General features: G+C 28.0%; 19 protein-coding genes. 6 read left to right on the plus strand and 13 right to left on the minus strand.

The window, feature by feature from the left end:
• Positions 1-6 precede the first annotated feature (6 nt).
• Entirely contained in the window at positions 7-192 is a 186-nt protein-coding gene (locus AEBR_RS08430; RefSeq protein WP_129087948.1) for a hypothetical protein, read from the minus strand.
• Positions 193-317: 125 nt separating this feature from the next.
• Between AEBR_RS08430 and AEBR_RS08435 the strand changes: the two genes are divergently transcribed.
• On the plus strand, positions 318-2210 hold the full coding sequence (locus AEBR_RS08435) for a methyl-accepting chemotaxis protein (RefSeq protein WP_129087947.1): 1893 nt from the start codon (positions 318-320) through the stop codon (positions 2208-2210).
• Between the two features lie 37 nt (positions 2211-2247).
• On the opposite strand, the gene AEBR_RS08440 is transcribed toward AEBR_RS08435, so the two are convergent.
• Both AEBR_RS08440 and AEBR_RS08445 read right to left on the minus strand, forming a co-directional pair.
• On the minus strand, positions 2248-2958 hold the full coding sequence (locus AEBR_RS08440; RefSeq protein ID WP_129087946.1) for a sulfite exporter TauE/SafE family protein: 711 nt from the start codon (positions 2956-2958) through the stop codon (positions 2248-2250).
• On the minus strand, positions 2959-3462 hold the full coding sequence (locus tag AEBR_RS08445; protein ID WP_129087945.1) for a hypothetical protein: 504 nt from the start codon (positions 3460-3462) through the stop codon (positions 2959-2961).
• 292 nt (positions 3463-3754) lie between these two features.
• Between AEBR_RS08445 and AEBR_RS08450 the strand changes: the two genes are divergently transcribed.
• The gene (locus tag AEBR_RS08450; RefSeq protein ID WP_129087944.1) at positions 3755-4381 is read left to right on the plus strand and encodes an HAD family hydrolase; all 627 of its coding nucleotides are present in this window, start codon (positions 3755-3757) and stop codon (positions 4379-4381) included.
• Here the strand turns inward: AEBR_RS08450 and dgt are convergent.
• Positions 4378-5814 carry a dGTPase gene (gene dgt, locus AEBR_RS08455; RefSeq protein WP_129087943.1) on the minus strand — a complete coding sequence of 479 codons (1437 nt, stop codon included), beginning with the start codon at positions 5812-5814 and terminating at the stop codon, positions 4378-4380. The genes AEBR_RS08450 and dgt overlap by 4 nt on opposite strands.
• Positions 5815-5877: 63 nt before the next feature.
• On the opposite strand from dgt, the gene AEBR_RS08460 reads away from it, so the two are divergent.
• Complete coding sequence (locus AEBR_RS08460; RefSeq protein WP_164969516.1) at positions 5878-6051, plus strand: hypothetical protein; 174 nt, start codon at positions 5878-5880, stop codon at positions 6049-6051.
• A gap of 14 nt (positions 6052-6065) precedes the next feature.
• On the opposite strand, the gene AEBR_RS08465 is transcribed toward AEBR_RS08460, so the two are convergent.
• The 4 genes from AEBR_RS08465 to AEBR_RS08480 form a co-directional block, all read right to left on the minus strand.
• On the minus strand, positions 6066-6509 hold the full coding sequence (locus tag AEBR_RS08465; protein WP_129087942.1) for an NfeD family protein: 444 nt from the start codon (positions 6507-6509) through the stop codon (positions 6066-6068).
• Positions 6484-7422 (minus strand): SPFH domain-containing protein, encoded by a 939-nt coding sequence (locus tag AEBR_RS08470; RefSeq protein WP_128978037.1) that lies wholly within the window; start codon positions 7420-7422, stop codon positions 6484-6486. Before AEBR_RS08470 ends, AEBR_RS08465 begins: the two co-directional genes overlap by 26 nt.
• Before the next feature lie 71 nt (positions 7423-7493).
• Positions 7494-8354, minus strand: coding sequence for a sensor histidine kinase (locus AEBR_RS08475; protein ID WP_129087941.1), 861 nt, complete (start codon positions 8352-8354; stop codon positions 7494-7496).
• Positions 8344-9003 (minus strand): response regulator transcription factor, encoded by a 660-nt coding sequence (locus tag AEBR_RS08480; RefSeq protein WP_129087940.1) that lies wholly within the window; start codon positions 9001-9003, stop codon positions 8344-8346. Before AEBR_RS08480 ends, AEBR_RS08475 begins: the two co-directional genes overlap by 11 nt.
• A gap of 136 nt (positions 9004-9139) precedes the next feature.
• Here AEBR_RS08480 and AEBR_RS08485 point away from each other — a divergent pair, with 136 nt between their 5' ends.
• Positions 9140-10906, plus strand: coding sequence for a Na/Pi cotransporter family protein (locus AEBR_RS08485; RefSeq protein ID WP_129087939.1), 1767 nt, complete (start codon positions 9140-9142; stop codon positions 10904-10906).
• Positions 10896-11132: a hypothetical protein gene (locus AEBR_RS08490; protein WP_128978029.1), complete on the plus strand. Its 237-nt coding sequence runs from the start codon at positions 10896-10898 to the stop codon at positions 11130-11132. Before AEBR_RS08485 ends, AEBR_RS08490 begins: the two co-directional genes overlap by 11 nt.
• Here the strand turns inward: AEBR_RS08490 and AEBR_RS08495 are convergent.
• The 4 genes from AEBR_RS08495 to pgeF all read right to left on the minus strand — a co-directional run bounded on the left by AEBR_RS08495 (position 11125) and on the right by pgeF (position 14567).
• A complete protein-coding gene (locus AEBR_RS08495) occupies positions 11125-11589 on the minus strand; it encodes a tRNA (cytidine(34)-2'-O)-methyltransferase (RefSeq protein WP_129087937.1) in 465 nt (154 codons plus the stop codon). The two genes, AEBR_RS08490 and AEBR_RS08495, sit on opposite strands and share 8 nt — an antisense overlap.
• A gap of 1 nt (position 11590) precedes the next feature.
• A complete protein-coding gene (gene purU, locus AEBR_RS08500) occupies positions 11591-12424 on the minus strand; it encodes a formyltetrahydrofolate deformylase (protein WP_128978025.1) in 834 nt (277 codons plus the stop codon).
• A gap of 60 nt (positions 12425-12484) precedes the next feature.
• Positions 12485-13744, minus strand: a complete 1260-nt coding sequence (locus tag AEBR_RS08505; RefSeq protein WP_129087936.1) for a malic enzyme-like NAD(P)-binding protein — start codon at positions 13742-13744, stop codon at positions 12485-12487.
• Positions 13745-13892: 148 nt separating this feature from the next.
• Positions 13893-14567: a peptidoglycan editing factor PgeF gene (gene pgeF / locus AEBR_RS08510; RefSeq protein WP_128978021.1), complete on the minus strand. Its 675-nt coding sequence runs from the start codon at positions 14565-14567 to the stop codon at positions 13893-13895.
• A gap of 95 nt (positions 14568-14662) precedes the next feature.
• Between pgeF and AEBR_RS08515 the strand changes: the two genes are divergently transcribed.
• Complete coding sequence (locus AEBR_RS08515) at positions 14663-15466, plus strand: shikimate dehydrogenase (RefSeq protein WP_129087935.1); 804 nt, start codon at positions 14663-14665, stop codon at positions 15464-15466.
• 26 nt (positions 15467-15492) lie between these two features.
• Here AEBR_RS08515 and AEBR_RS08520 read toward each other — a convergent pair whose 3' ends face one another.
• The gene (locus AEBR_RS08520; protein WP_129087934.1) at positions 15493-17715 is read right to left on the minus strand and encodes a sensor domain-containing diguanylate cyclase; all 2223 of its coding nucleotides are present in this window, start codon (positions 17713-17715) and stop codon (positions 15493-15495) included.
• Positions 17716-17723 lie beyond the last annotated feature (8 nt).

Consider the following 17723-nt stretch of genomic DNA (forward strand, 5'->3'; position numbering starts at 1 on the left):
TTTTCCCTAGTTATTATTTGTTGAATATAGTTTGATTGGTTTTAACTGCTTTGATAATAAAAGCTTTATAATTTTTGGAATATCAACTTTTAAAAGCGCTAAAATTTTGCTCTCATTTGAGTGAAGTTGTTTATTAACAGTTGCACACAAAATTCCAAAAAATGAAAAGTAGTTTTTATAATTTCTAATCATCAAATCATACCTCCTTTACAAAATTTTTGTATTATAGTAAAAAAAATGTAAATAAAAGAAACTTTTTTGATACTATATTAAGTTACAATTAATTTTCCAGCATAAAACAAAAGAAGGGAACAAAGATGAATAATCTCTCAACTAAGTTTAAGTTGTCAATACTAATAATTGTTACATTAATTGCACTTTTAATATTAGGAATATTGTCCATTTCCCAATTACAAAAAGTAAATAATGGCTTAAATACCGTTTATAATGATCGTGTTGTTCCCCTTGAACAACTTAAAATAATTGCAGATGAGTATGCAATTGATATTGTAGATACTACACATCAAACAAGAAACAAAAATATAAGCTTTGAAAAATGTATTGAAAATATTACAAATGCACAAGAAAAAATTAATAAAAACTGGAGTTCTTATATTTCAACAGAATTAACAAAAGATGAACAAAAACTTGCAAATGAAACTCAAGAGTTGATGAAAGTAGGAAGTGTTATTGCAGAAAAAATTAAAGCTGCATGTGAAGAGAAAGATTTTGATTTAGTAACTAAAATTACAATTGAAGATTTATATCCAAAAATTGATCCAATAGGTGAAAAAATATCTCAACTTATAGAATTACAATTAAAAGTGGCAAAAGAAGAAACGAATAAAGCAATCGAAATTTATAATACAAGTAAAATTATCACAATAGCAACAATTGCGATTGCTCTTATTATAATCGTGCTTTTGGCTTTTTTAATTATCACAGATATAACAAATAAATTAAATCTTTTTAAAGAGGGATTACTTTCATTTTTTGCTTATTTAAACAGAGAAAAAAATGATGTGGAAAAAATCAAAATTGATAGTAAAGATGAATTTGGACAGATGTCAAAAGCTGTAAATGAAAATATAGAAAAAACAAAACAGGGTATTGAAGAGGATAAAAAACTAATTAATGAAGCAATTAATGTTTTAGGAGAGTTTGAACAAGGAGATTTATCTCAAAGATTAAATATAAATGTAAAAAATCCTGCATTAACTGAACTTAAAAATGTTCTAAATCAAATGGCAAATATTTTAGAAACAAATATTCAAAATATACTAACTATTTTAGATCAATATAGTAACTACAATTATAAAAATAAAATATCAGTTTCTCAATTAAAAAAACATCTTTTAGCTTTAGCTAATGGGGTGAATAATCTAGGTGATTCAATCACTTCTATGCTTATTGAGAATAAATCAAATGGATTAACTCTAGATAAAAGTTCAGATATTCTTTTGGCAAATGTGGACGAACTGAACGATAGTTCAAATGAAGCAGCTTCGTCTCTTGAAGAAACAGCAGCTGCATTAGAAGAGATAACAAGCAATATAAGACAAAATACAGAAAATATTGCAAAAATGTCAAAGTTTTCAAATGAAGTTACAAATTCTGCTTCAAATGGGGAAAAACTTGCAAATGAAACAACTAACTCAATGGATGATATAAATGAACAAGTAACAGCAATAAGTGAAGCTATTACAGTGATTGATCAAATTGCATTTCAAACAAATATTTTATCTCTTAATGCTGCTGTTGAAGCTGCTACTGCTGGGGAAGCTGGAAAAGGTTTCGCTGTCGTTGCCCAAGAGGTTAGAAATCTAGCTTCTAGATCTGCTGAAGCTGCTAAAGAGATTAAATCTTTAGTTGAAAATGCAACAGCGAAAGCAAATGGAGGAAAAGAGATTGCAAATAATATGATAAAAGGATATAAAGTTCTAAATGAAAATATTTCCCATACAGTAAATCTAATTTCAGATATCGAAAATGCTTCAAAAGAACAATTATTGGGAATTGAACAAATAAACGATGCAGTTACACAATTAGATCAACAAACACAAAAAAATGCGATGGTTGCTTCACAAACTCATGATGTAGCACTAATCACAGATGAAATTGCAAAACTTATTGTAAAAAAAGCAGATGAAAAAGAATTTAATGGGAAGGATGAAGTTAAAGCTTCAGATATAGAAAAAAAGAGGAATTAAAAAAATTTAAGGATGTTTTCATCCTTAAATTATTACCTTAGATATGACAACTCAAAATTGATTTAGTAGGGTCTGTTAAATAAGTATAACCATTATGCATTATATAAACTCCAAAGAGTATAACTAATATAGCTGCTATAGTAATAAACAGATTTCTAAGGGCAATTTGTTTAAAAATACCAACAAAAAAACCAAGTGAAAACATTGCAGGAAGAGTGCTGAGTCCAAAAATCAACATTACAAATGCACCCCAAAGTGGGCTTCCTGTACTAGCAGCAGTTATAGCAAAAACATATACAAAACCACAGGGGAGAAGACCATTTAACATTCCTAAAAGATAAAAACTCAAAAGTGTATTTGAACCTATTAATGATCTAAATGTTTTTTGATATAAATTTGATTTTGAAACAGAGTACTCCAAAGAGGTAAGAAACTTTAACTTTCCACTAAGAGATAAACCTACAAGAATCATTAGAAAACCTGTAATTAAAAGTAAAATACCACTTGTCGTATTATCAAAAGTAACAACGCCACCAACAAAACCAAAAATAAACCCTAAAATCACATAAGTTGTAATTCTTCCAAAAGAGTACAAAACATGAGATAAAGCTTGTTTTGCTTTTGACCAACCATTATCTATTTTTGTGCTAGAGTAAGCTATTACTATTCCTCCACACATTCCAATACAGTGACCAAAAGAGCCTAAAAAAGCTATTGATATAATTGTGATAATACTTATACTTTCCATCTATTCACTTAATAATTTTTTTCTTAATAGTGGGTTTGTTAAATTCTCTCCCCTATACATTCTAAGAAGCATCTCATTAAAATCTATCATATTTTCACCCTTCTTTTCATATGCTCCAAATCCATATCCCATAGGAGTTTTATCCACTATATTATAGTGTGCAACTCTTCCATCAATATATTGATTTGTATCATTTGTATATACCCATATTACAGCATCTTTTTGAAATGCAATATTTTTAAACCATAATGCAAAACAACCCACATCATCAAAAAACCAAGTTTTTCCATCAGGAGAAACAACTTGAACAGAGTGTCGTAAACTCTCTATTGTCATACCACACTGCGTATCTTGAAAATGATTTAGTGTTATATCAAGAGGTTTATGTTCATGATTTCCTTCTTGAATAGTCACCATCTTTTTTTGGCTGGACATTGATAAAAAAATAAAAACTATAATTAAAACTAACACAAACACTGTAATAAATGGCATCAACTTTTTCATTTTAAATAATTCCTTAAAAAATAAAAGTAATCATATAGAAACTATCTTGATAAATGAATAAAAAAAGCTCCACCTTTCGATGAAGCCTTTAAAAAATTAAATAATCTATTTGGAGGAGAAATTTAATTTTTATTGCTGATTTACAAAATTTTAACTTCACTAAGTTAATTATCTGTTAATATTATTTTAATCCCATAAAAAACTTATTAGTTTTAAAATATTTTATATACACATTTTAATCACTTTTTAGACTTAAAAGATATATAATCTATCTTTAAATAAAAGGAAGTTTATGCGTATTATTATGTTTGATATGGATGGAACTCTTGTTGATAGTGGCACCTCTATAACAAATACAATCAACCATGTAAGAGTTAATCTTGGTTTTGAAAAGATGGAAAAAAGCTTTGCTCTTGAGAAACTAAATGATCCAAATATTAGTACTTCAAAATTTTTTTATGGAACAGATGATTTCACTTTACAACAAAAAGAGCTTTTTGAAGATTATTATAAAGAGAATTGTCTAAAAGAGTTAGAACTTTATGCAGGAATTGAAAGTCTTCTTGAAGATTTAAGTAAAGATTTTACTCTAGCAGTTGCAACAAATGCAAACTCATTTTTTGCTAAAAAAATGCTTGACCATCTAAATATTGGGAGATATTTCCAAACCATTTTAGGCTATGATAGTGTAAAAAATCCAAAACCACACCCTGAAATGATAAATAAAATTTTAGATAAACACAGTATGAGAAAAGAGAATGCTCAAGTGATTGGAGATTCTCATAAGGATATTTTAGCAGCTAAAAATGCAGGGGTTGACTCAGTTTTAGTTAACTGGGGTTTTTCAAACCATGACAAAGATGCCATAGAGACTATTGAAGAGTTAAAAAATAGAATTTATATAAAATTTAACTCTTAAATCAAAGCCTCTAAGGTTTTGTACTCATTTAAAGCAAAATCATCTGTCATACCAGATATATAATCAATAAGAAGTCTTACTCTATAGTACCACTCCTCTAACTCAAATCTCTCTTTGTCTTTTTTGTTTAAGCCCTCAACTGCATCTTTATATGCAACAATATGTTTAGAAGAGAGTCGTCTAATTAATCTTTGAGATAAGAAACAAGAGATTTTTTCTGCTTTTACTAACTTCTCAAATTCACTGCAATGAAGTTTTAGAAGTGGAGTATATTTTTCAAATAAAGAGCTTAATATTTTATGCCCTTTTAACTCCAATGTTTGAATATCTTTGTGATTATAAATATACTTTATAGAGATATTTTGAAGAACTTTTACAGCTTTTGTATATTTAGATTCTTTATCATATTCTAAAAGAGCTGAATTAAAACTACCCTCAAATATCTCTTTATGATTATCTAAATATATTCTTGAGACATGTTCAACTAAAGCATGGGTTAGTTTTGCTCTTGTTAAAGTCAAAAAAAGATTAAATTGATAAGGTTCTTGCTCATTTTGTTTTGCTTTATTATAAAACTTCTCTACTAACTCCAAAAGATAGGTTTCCCCCATAGTTTCACACTCTTGTTTTATTAAAGTATAAACATCATCAAATTTTAATATTTTTTTATCAACAGCATCTTCCATATCAGCATTTAGATAGCTTATATCATCTGCTGCTTCCATTATATATGTAATTGGAAATCTATGTCCATCTTTTATATCAAGAGAGTCTTTGATTTTTTCAATAATCTCTCTTTCTGAATAATAAAACCCTGGTTTCTTTTTTAAATATCCTAAAGAGTCATCTTTTTGAGGTTTCTCTTCAAAAGCTCCCCTTGTATACTTGATTATAGAGGCAATTTGTGAATATGAGAGATTAAGTCTTTGTAGTTTTGTTACAATTCTAATCCCTTGTGCATTTCCATCAAAACTGCAAAGATCTTTTAAAAGCATCTCTTTAAACTCTAAATTACTTTTTGAAACGGGAATTAGTTTATTTAAAAGTTCAACCCCTTTTGTACTCATCCAATTATTTATGGCAACCTCTGCAAAATGTCCAAAAGGAGGATTTCCAATATCATGAAGCAAACTTGTCATCTCTGCAATAGAGACAAATGCATTTTCCAACTCTTCAAGCCCAAACTCTTTGTTGCACTTACTTAAGATTGTTTTTGCAATAAATCTAGCTGTTTGAGAAACTTCCAAAGAGTGTGTAAGTCTGCTTCTTACAGCTGCATTTAACTCCAAAGGAAAAACTTGAGTCTTTTTTTGAAGCCTTCTTAAAGAAGGCGCTGAAAGGATTCTTCCCCTATCACTCTCAACTGACATATCAATTTTATCAAAAGCATAAAATTCTCTATCTAGTTTAATCTTCTTTTTGTAGTCAATCATAATATCACTTTACTTTAATAGTTTTTCTTATTATAATATTTGCTACCCAATTAAAGGATAAAAATGTTTGAAAAATTCAAATCTATCTTTAAAAAAGAGAAGACCTATTCATGTATTGTTTTTGATGGGAAGATGATGAGCTATCCACAACTTACAAAAAAAAGAATTGATGAGATAAACAACGACCCAAAATATAAAAATTGGCAAGTTATGATACAAGAGGATAAACTAAAGTAGAAAACTACTTTAATCTATCTTTTCTGAATAAGTGCAGAGTTTTTATAGGTTTTTAAAACTTCTACTTTTTGATTTTCTTCAAGCTCAAACTCTTCATCTGCAAATTCAACTTCCCAATAAGTTCCTTTATAAAAAACCTTTGAGTTTTTTATCTCTCCTACTCCTTTTTCATCTAAATAGTTATCATTTATCTCATCTTCAGATTTTAAAAACTTCTCTATAGCTCTTTTTCTTAAAATAGTAATTAGAAGTAGTGAAATAATAGCTACAGTTCCCAATTGCCATATGCCATCACCATAATCATAAAAGTAGCTAATTATTGCTGCAATTAAAAACCCTATTCCAAACCAAATTAAAATAAACGAGACAATAAATGCCTCTAAAGCAATTAATACAATTCCCATCCCAAAAAGGACATAGGGATTAATTACATCAAGAAGCATTATTTGTGTTTCCATTACTCATACCTTTAAAAAAAGCATCACCCAGAACTGAAGTACTTCCTATAAGTTGGGATACTTCATAAGGTATAATCATTTTATCTTTTGAATTAGACTCTGCCAATGCTTTAAATGCTACAATTCTATCTTTTGCAAGTAAAAACTCTGCTGCTTTTTCATTTTGTGACATAGCTTCATTTATAAGCTTCATTGCCTCTTGTTGCCCTTGGGCTAACTTCTCTTGTTCATATTTTTTTGCATCTGCCATTCTCTCAATTGCTTCTGCTTTTAAAAACTCCTCTTGTCTGAAACCTTCAGCTTTTCTAATAACTGCCTCTTTATCAGCCTTTGCTTTTGTTTCAATTGCTCTTTTTTCTCTCTCTGCTTCCATTTGCATATTCATAGCTTTTTGAATTTCATCGGGTACTTCTATATCTGAGATTTCAACTCTTGTAACTTTTATTCCCCAGTTAGCAGCAGCGGAACCTAACTCTGTTTGAAGTTTTATATTTAAAGTCTCTCTATTTGAAAGGGTATCATCTAGCTCCATTGAACCAATTTCAGATCTTAAAGTTGTCATAGCTAAATTTGCAATTGCATTTTTAAAATCCACAACATTATATGTTGCTTCTTTTGCATCTTCAACTTTACAAAAAACAATTCCATCAATAGAAATATTTACGTTATCTTTTGTAATAACAGATTGTTTTTCTATATCAACTAGTTGTTCTCTAGAGGTTAATTTAATTCTAATATTATCAATAATTGGGATAATAACATGGAAGCCACCATGCAAAATTTTATCAAACTTTCCTAATCTCTCTACTACATATAGATCCGATTGAGGTACGATAGTTACACCTTTTGCAATAATTATCACTGCAAATACAATAAATGCCAATGGCAAAATTAATGCTTCATTTAAAATCATGAAAGTCCTTTATGAATTAAAACTTCCATAATATCATAGTTTAGATTATATTTTAGTTGCTTAAGAAATTATTATTTATCATCAATAATATTTTTTAGGCTTAAAATAAAAGAGTTTCCATCTTTTGTTGGTTCTATTTTTATGGCAATTTTATTTTTATCACAAAACTCTTTTACCATAAAAAGTCCTAAACCAAACCCCTCTTTTGTTTTGTCTTCTTGAAAAAACTTATCAAAAATCATAAAGAGATTTTTTGTATCTATCTCTTTGCCTTTATTAAAAATTGTCAAGTTTTTATTTTTGTAGACTATTTTTATAAGTCCATTCTCTTTTAGGTTGTATTTTAAAGCATTAGAGATTAAATTATCTAACATCTTTTGAAAACCATTTCTATCACTGTTTAAAGTCACATCTTGGATATCAACCTCAATTTTTATATTATTTTTCAAATCTGCAAACTTATCCAAACTATACTCAATAACCTCTTTTAAAGAGAAGTTTATAATATCAACCCTATCAATCTCTTTTTTTATATGATACTCCATATCTTCATAGAGTTTTAAAAGCTCATTTGAGGCAAGTTTGATACGATTTAGCCTAGTTAAAGCCTTCTCATCACTTATCTTTTTCTCTAACATTTGGGTATTTAATTTTATAGTTGAAATAGGAATATTTAACTCATGAAGAGTCTCTTTTACAGTCTTTTGAAGATTTTCATCACTTTTAAATATTGGTTCAAAAATTGATTTGCTAAGAAGCAGATATAAAATAAGTCCAAATATTAATACTGACAGCGTTATTACAAGATATGTCTCTCTGTTAAAGCCTAAAAGTGAAGTTAAATAGTAGTTTACAAACAAAGATAAAAGCAATACAAAAAGCACAATTATAGCATTTGTAATTAAAAAATTTGTCTTTTTATTATAACTCAATTTTATACCCTACACCTTTTAGATTTTTTATCTTATCTTTACCCAAAAGTTTTTTCAATGTATTTATATAGACTCGAATAGAGCCTTCACTATACTCTTCTCCATAATTCCAAAGTTTGTCAATTATCATCTCTTTTGTGATTATTGCATCTTTTTTTTCTAAAAATAGCTCAAGCAGATCAATAACTTTGCCTGCAAGATTTATATCTTCACCATTTTTAAGCACTCTTCTATTTCTAGGTTCAAAAGTAAAATCATCATTTAAAACAATCTCTTTCATAGATTTACCACTTCTTTTAAGTAAAGAGTGAATTCTAAGTAAAAGTTCATCTAAATCTATTGGTTTTTTAAGGTAATCATCACAACCACTTAAAAACCCTTGTTTTAAAACATCTTTATCTTTATATGAAGTTAAATAGATTGTTGGAGTATCATCTAATGTTTTTCTAAGCTCTTTTAGCGTCTCTATTCCATCCACAATTGGTACATTTATATCAAATAAATAGAGATCAAATTTTTGTTCATAACAAATTTCAAATACCTCTTCGCCATTTGAAGCCGTTACAACTTCAAACTCCTCATCTTGTAAAAAATCTTCTAAACTCTCTTTGAAGAGTTCATCATCTTCTAAAATCAATATTTTATACAAAAATACTCCAAAATTTGCAAATATATAATATTATAGGACAATAGAGTTAATTTTGAGTTAAATAGAAAAAATTATTTGAAAAAACATTAATACAAATAACTTATGCTATTATAATAAAAATTACACTGGATGGTTGATGATAAAAAAAGCTCTAATTGTATCACTATTGATTATTACTGCATTTTATGTTATTTCTCAAGAGAATGTCAAAATAATACTTGCTGGGATTGCTATTTTCCTAATTGGAATGAATTTTATGGAAGATGGCTTTAAACTCTTTTCAGGAGGAACATTAGAGAAGATTTTAGAAAAATTTACTGCTAATAAATATAAATCTCTTCTAACAGGTTTTATTACAACCTCAATTGTTCAAAGTTCCTCTTTGATTTCTGTAATAGTTATCTCTTTTTTATCTGTTGAGATAATCTCTCTTACTCAAGGTATGGCTATAATCTTTGGTGCAAATTTAGGAAGTACTACAACTGCATGGATTGTTTCAGCGCTTGGATTAAATATAAAAATATCTTTATACGCTATGCCAATGATTATATTTGGAGTAATCTTTAGATTTTCAAAAAATAGCACCTATGCTGGTTTTGGTAATGTTCTTTTGGGTTTAGGTTTTATTTTTCTTGGTATTTCATATATGAAAGATGGATTTGACACCCTAAAAGATGCCATTGATTTGGCTAAATATTCTATTGGTGGTATCTTAGGTATATTTATATATTTTCTAATTGGTATTATTGCAACTATTATTATCCAATCAAGTGGTGCAACAATGGCAATTATTATTACTGCTTTAGCAGGAGGAAATATTCTTTATGTGGATGCCTTGGCGTTGGCAATTGGTGCAAATGTTGGAACAACTGTAACTGCAATAATTGGTTCCTTAACCTCAAATCAAAATGGTAAAAGATTAGCGTTTGGGCATTTTGTATTTAATGTAATAACAGGACTTATTGCTCTAGTTTTCATATATACTTTAAAAGATATTGTTGATTTCCTTGCCCCTATACTTGGTATTGCAGAAGATAACAACTCAATGAAACTAGCACTATTTCACACCATATTTAATATTTTAGGAATAGTTATTTTACTTCCTTTTATTTCAAATATTGTTTCATGGTCAGAAAAATTTATTAATGATGATAAATATAAAAAGAGTTCAAAACCTAAATATCTTTCTAAAGAGAATATGAAAATCCCTTACAATGCAATGGTTTCAATACAAAAAGAGGTTATCAACTTATACGAAAATGCAGAAAAAGCAATCTTACATGCTATTTCAATACATACAAGTGAACTTAAAACAAGAGAGGATTTAGATAATCTTCCAACAAAAACAAGTAAAAAAATTGATACAAATTTAGATGATATATACCAAAATAATTTAAAACTTCTTTATAGTGAGATTATAGAGTTTGCACTATTAGCTCAACAAGGAATGAATAAAAATCAAAATGAGTATGTGGCAAATCTAAAGACTGCTTCAAGGGTTATAGTTAAAATTCTGAAAGATACAAGAGATATCCAAAAAAATATGAACTTTTATCTAAATAGTAAAAACGAGTTTATTAAACAAGAGTATCTTCAAATTAAGATTCAACTTGCAACTTTTATTTTTGAAATAAACCAGCTAAATAATGATGCAATAGATGAAGTTGAAACTTCTGCTTTAATACAAGCAAATAAAGACAAACTTTGCACTCTTGATACTCAAAACAGTCAAAGAATAGAGGATTTGATTAGAACAGAAAAAATTACATCAAAAATGGCAACATCATTGATAAACGACTCTACAACAACATCAAATATCTGTAGAAATCTAATAAGAATTGCAAATATAATGTATATTAGAGATAAACAGCTAAGAAAGCTAGGAGAGAGCGATGAGAATTAAAAAATTAATGGAGAGTTTTAATGAACTCTTTAAATGGGATGAGAGTAAATTACAAGATAAAGATAATGAGATAGATGAGCTTATGGATAAGCTCATTGAAAAAAGAAACTCTTTAGAAAAAAAGATAAAAAAAGAGGATGATAAAGGTGAAAAAAAAGATTTAGTTAAAAAACTAAAAGCTGTTAAAAAACTAATCAAAAAAGCAAAAGAGAGTTTTATTATTTAAACTCTTTAAAATTTTGCCTTAACGCCTCATAAGCCACAATTGACACTGAATTTGCCATATTTAAACTTCTTGCACTATTTGTCATAGGAATTGTAATACAATTTTTCTCATTTTTTGCAAGCAAATCTTCTGGAAGACCTGCATCTTCTCTTCCAAAATAGAGATAATCTCCAACTTCAAATTTCATATCAAAATAGACCTGTTTTGTTTTTGTTGTAGCAAAAAAGTGTCTATTGTTTAAAGGATTTTTTGACCAAAAATCCTCAATATTTTCATACTCTCTAACATCCAAATCAAACCAGTAATCAAGCCCCGCACGTCTTACTTCTTTTTCTGTAATTTCACCAAAACCATAAGGTTTTATCAAGTGCAAAGTACAATTCATCGCAAAAGCAAGTCTACCAATTGTTCCTACATTTCCAGGAATTCTTGGCTCTAATAATACTATATTAAACATCTTATAAAATTACTGTTTTATTTTCAAATACAAAAACTCTATCTTCTAAAAGAAGTTGTAAAGCATTTGAAAGTACAACTTTTTCAACATTTTTTCCAGCCATTCTCATATCTTCCCAAGAGTATGTATGGTCAACTCTTAGAACATCTTGAGAGATAATTGGACCCTCATCTAAATCATCTGTTACATAGTGAGCTGTTGCACCAATAATTTTAACACCTCTGTGGTGAGCTTGTTTATATGGATTTGCTCCTATAAATGCAGGTAAAAATGAGTGATGGATATTTAAAACTTGTTTTGGAAAAGTGTGAACAAATTTTGGAGTTAATATTCTCATATATTTTGCTAAAACTATAAGCTCTGGGTTATACTCTTTTATCTTCTCAATAACTAAATCTTCGTGGGTTTGTCTATCCATATCATCTGCACTAATACAATGAAAAGGGATATCAAACTTTTCAACTAAATCTCTTAAATAGTCATGATTTGCAATTACTGCTTTAATATTTGCATTTAACTCACCATCTAAATATCTAATGAGCAAATCTCCTAAAACATGAGACTCTTTAGTTGCAAGAATTACAATATCTTTTTTTGATTTTAAATTTAATTTTATTGTTGACTCTTTTGGAAGAACCTCTTTTAACTCTTTTAACAAAATCTCTACATTAACTTCACCAGAGATAACTGTTCTCATAAAAAATTTATTGGTATCTTTATCAACAAACTCAGCATTTTGTTCAATATTTAAGTGGTTAGCAAAAAGGATTTTAGAAATATTGTAAACTAAACCTTTTGCATCAATAGTATCAATAAGAAGTATATACTCTTTCATTTTTTTCCTATATAAACGGTATTATTTCAATTAAGCTTGAAATAATACCATTAAATAGTTTTAAATCATTTTAGATAGTTTCTCTTTATACTCTTCAATGTTAAAACTTTTAACTCTTGCAACACCTGTATCAACTGCTGCTTGTGCAACTGCAGCTGAAACTTCAACAATAAGTCTTTTGTCAAATGGTTTAGGTAAAATATACTCTTTTGAGTAAACTAAATGATCTCCAAATATAGCTTTTATATCATCTGGTACTGGTTTTTTAGCTAAATCTGCAATTGCTTTTGCTGCTGCTTTTTTCATTGCCATATTTATCTTTTTTGCTTGAACATCAAGCGCCCCTCTAAAGATAAAAGGAAATCCAATTACATTATTTACTTGATTATTAAAGTCACTTCTTCCAGTTCCAACAATAGCTTTATCTCTAATAGCTAAAACATCTTCAGGAAACAGTTCAGGTGTTGGATTTGCTAATGAAAATACAATAGGTTCATCAGCCATAACTGAAATATGCTCTTGTGTAAAAGTACCTGGTCTTGATAATCCTAATACAACATCTGCACCTCTAAATGCTTCTATTTTTGATAATGGTTTTGGATGAGAAAACTCTTTTTTATATTTATTTAAATCATCTCTTTTATCATGAATTACACCTTTAGAGTCACACATAATAATGTTTTTAACTCCAACTGCTTTATACATTCTAGCACATGAGATAGCCGCAGCTCCTGCTCCAACAACAACAACTTTTAAATCTTCTAAATTCTTTTTAATAATATCACAAGCATTGATTAAACCTGCTGTTGTAATAATTGCTGTTCCATGTTGGTCATCATGCATAACTGGAATATTTAATTCTTCAACAAGTCTTCTCTCAATTTCAAAACATTCAGGTGACTTTATATCTTCTAAGTTAATTCCTCCAAATGTAGGTGCAATAGCTTTACATACATCAACAAATCTATCAATATCTTCTTCATCAACTTCAATATCAAAAGAGTCAATAGCTGAGAATTTTTTAAATAGTACAGATTTTCCTTCCATAACTGGTTTTGAAGCCAATGCTCCAATATTACCAAGTCCTAGTACGGCTGTACCGTTTGATATTACAGCAACAAGATTTCTTTTTGCTGTGTATTTATATGCATTTTCAGGATTTTCTTCAATCTCTAAGCATGGAAATGCTACTCCTGGAGTATATGCCATTGATAAATCTCTTTGTGTTTTTAATTCAGTAGTAGTTTCAATAGCTAATTTACCAGGTTTTGGAAATTGATGATATTCTAATGCTTCTTCTTTCGTAACTGCTTTACTCATAATAACTTTCCCTTAGTTTAATTTGCAATCAAATTTTAACTAAGAAAAACTTATAAATTTAAAGAAAAAAATAATTTGAACTTATAAAAATATTAATTAAAAATGAATTACATCATTTTTACACCAGATTTACATAATTCATACATAATTACGATAATATCGAAATTATACCTGCAAACCTTCCACAATTTTTATCAATTCTATATGAAAAAAAATTTACTCCACTACATTTTGTACAAATATTAGTAATATTTATATTTGTCACATCTATGTCACTTAATTGTTTTCTATTAATTCCTTGCAAATCTATATATCTATTGTTTTCAAACTCTATTCCAAAACTTGTTTTTACAATATTTGCTAACTTTTCATCAACTTCATAACAACATTTTTGAATAGAAGGTCCCATTACAACTTCAATATTTTCCAAGATAGATCCAAACTCATCTCTCATTTTAAGTGCTGTTTTTTTGGCTATGTTTTGAAAAGTAGAGTTTCTTCCTGCATGAACAGCTGCTATTACACCTTTAAATTTGTCAAACATTAATATTGGTATGCAGTCTGCAACCATTACCATAAGAGTAAGACCTTTTTTATCAGTAATAATCGCATCACATTTGTCAATTATATTTGGTGAATTTTCATCTACAATTACAATATTATCTCCATGAACTTGATTCATTGAGATAAGTTTTTTAATATCAAAACTAAACTTATTTGCCAACTCTAATCTATTTTTGTCTACATTCTCTTTTTTGTCAGGTACGTGATAAGCTATATTTCCTTCGTCTTTATTTGTAAAGGTATAAAAAATATCATACATAAGAAATCCTTTTTTGATTATAAGCATTGTACAATTAATAATTTAATATATTCTTATCAAAAATTTAATAAAATGGCTCTCTTTAAAGGAAAACAATGTCAGATAAAAAAGAACTATTCGCAATATTTGGAAATCCAGTTGAGCACTCAAAATCTCCTCAAATGCACAATGCAGGTTTTAAGAAGATAGATTTTAATGGAAACTACATAAAACATTTAGTTGAAGATGGAAATAAAATAAAAGAGATTTTTTTAGAAAACTCTTACAAAGGAGCAAATATTACTGTTCCTCATAAAGAGTATGCTTATGAAAATGCAGATGAAGTAAGAGGCTTAGCAAAAGATATAAAAGCAGTTAATACTTATATAAATGAAAATGGAAAAGTAATAGCATATAACACTGATGCACCAGGTTTTATAAAAGCAATTGAGAGTTTTGGGGGAATAAAATCTGTACTACTTTTAGGAGCAGGAGGGACTGCAAAAGCCATTAGTTTAGCTTTACAAAAAGAAAAAATAGAAGTTACAGTTTTAAATAGAAGTGAAAATAAACTTGATTTTTTTAAAGAACACAATATTAAGTGCTACTCTTGGGAAAATTTTCAAGCAAAAAAATATGATTTAATAGTAAACTCTACAAGTGCAGGATTAAAAGATGAATATTTACCTTGCAATAAAAAGCTTTTAGAGACTCTTTTTAAAACTGCAAAATTTGCCTTTGATTGTGTATATGGGAAAATTACACCATTTTTAGCTTTGGCAAAAGAGAATAATCTAGAGATAAAAGATGGGGAAGATATGCTTTTATATCAAGGTGTTCTTGCATTTGAATACTTTACAAATACAAAAGCTTCTAAAGAGCTAATTGAAGCCATGAGAAAAGGTTTAAAAGAGGGATAATATATTAATTATTAAAAAAAATTAATTTAATTTACAATTTCAAGCCTATTTCTTCCTGCTTTTTTTGCTTTATATACTGCTTCATCTGCTCTTTTTATAGTTTGTTCAATACTTTCATCTTCAATATATAATGTGGCACCTATTGAACAAGTTATATGTTTAACTACTTTGAATTCTTCTAGTTCAACAACAACTCTTATATGCTCTAATGCTTTAATTAAACCATTTAAAGAGTCTGTTTTAAAAATAAAAACAAACTCTTCTCCACCCCATCTAATTAGAATATCATTTTCCCTTGAATACTTTTGTACTGTTTTAACAAAATCCATTAGAACAATATCTCCAACATCATGGCCAAATGTATCATTTACTGATTTAAAATGGTCAATATCAATAAATGCAAGACCGAGTTTAGAACTATTTTGAGTAAAGTTTTTAATTAACAATTTATAGTTTTGTTCAAAATATTCTCTATTTAAAGCATTGGTTAATTTATCATGAATTGTTTTATCTTCCAACTCAATATGTTTTAACATAGTTTGTGTAATATCTGTAAAAGTTAAAATATAATAACCATCTTCAAACTTATTTACAGTAACAGCAAAAGCATGGATTGTATAGTCATACATTAACATTCCTACAATTCTTTTTGAGTGAGGAATTTTCTCTAAATGCTCTATCCAATTTTCACCGTTTTCTATTTTTCCAAGATGAAAAAATCTATCATTTTGAACAAATAGATCACATATACAATTAAATTTTTTCTTGAAATCTTCCAAAGATTTAAAACCTAAAAATATAAAAAACTTTTTATTTGCATAATTTATCTCTATTGAATCAGATACAACAACAATATTATCTTGTAAGTCTATAAATTTTTGAAGCTTTTTATAAGCATTTCTCTCTTGTGTTATATCCCTTGATGAAGAATATAAATACTCTTCACCTTCAAGTTGAATCCATTTTGCATTTATTTGGGCATCAAAAGTTGTACCATCTTTCCTTTTATGTTTAACATTAAAAACCTCTGCTTTATCAATCTTTATTTCAACTTCTTTTGGATTGTAATTATTTGTATCAAAATCTTTTATATTTAATTTCAAAACCTCTTCGTAGGTGTATCCTAACATATTTGCAAAAGCTTGGTTTGATTCATAAATATTTCCATTTTTATCAAGGATATGTATCCCATCACTTGCTAAATTCATTAAATCTTTATATCGACTTTTCTCTTTTTCTATATCTTTTTTAGATCTTAAGGTTAACTCCTGAATTTTCATTAATTGATACAGCAAGAAAAAAACTACAATTAAAATTAAAGAGAATAATACTGTTCTATCATGTCTATGTTCTTCAAAAAGCTTTAAATCTTGACTTTTTTCATAAAAAACAAAATAGATGATACTCTCTCCCTTAGGACTAACTATAGGCAAAAAAGATACAATATAGTGCTCATTTGGTAATTCAAGATTAAAAAATTTCTGACTTTTTAAGCCTTTAGCAACTCTTTCATAAAATTCTTTATTAAAAGTTATCTTATTAAAAAAATCTCTACCTTCATCTTCTTTTAGCTCTACATAATCACTATTTTCAGCACTTAGCTTATAATTCTGCTTCTCTTCAAGGAATACCATTTTATCAAAATCACTTTTTTTGATTAAAGAATGGGTATATATTCCATAAACTTTCTCTATCTCATTTTCAAATTTATCCAAACCAAAAGAGAGTTCCACACTTCCTATATACTCACCTTTAAAAAAAAGAGGAAAAAGATTTCTTATTCCAGGAAGGACTCTACCTATTTCAAATCCATTTATTCCTTTTTGTAATCTATTGGTATATTCAACTGTATATCTAAAAGAGCTAAGATCATCTCCAAACTTTTCAGGTCTATGCATTCTTAAAAATGAAATATTATTTGGAAGATGAAAATCTATCTGTTTAAAACCTAAAGAAGAGAGATATAAATAGTCAGTTTTTAATAGATTAAATAGAGCTTCTCTATCTCTTTTTGCAAAAACTTCAAGAATCTCTTCTCTATCAATAAAACCTCTAAAAGAGCTATCTGCTAACTCTGTTAAATTTTTATTTACTATTCTAAACTGGGCTTCAATATTAGAAATATTTTGTTTAAGAAGCTCTTCTTTTTTATCATCATAATACTTGTCTATTTGCAAGATAAGCCCTGCTTCGCATACTATAAAAAGAACAAAAAGAAAAACTCGATTTACTATCTCTTTTTTTCCCAAAGAAATCC

This window comes from Halarcobacter ebronensis (assembly GCF_013201825.1).
Classification (GTDB): Bacteria; Campylobacterota; Campylobacteria; order Campylobacterales; family Arcobacteraceae; genus Halarcobacter; species Halarcobacter ebronensis.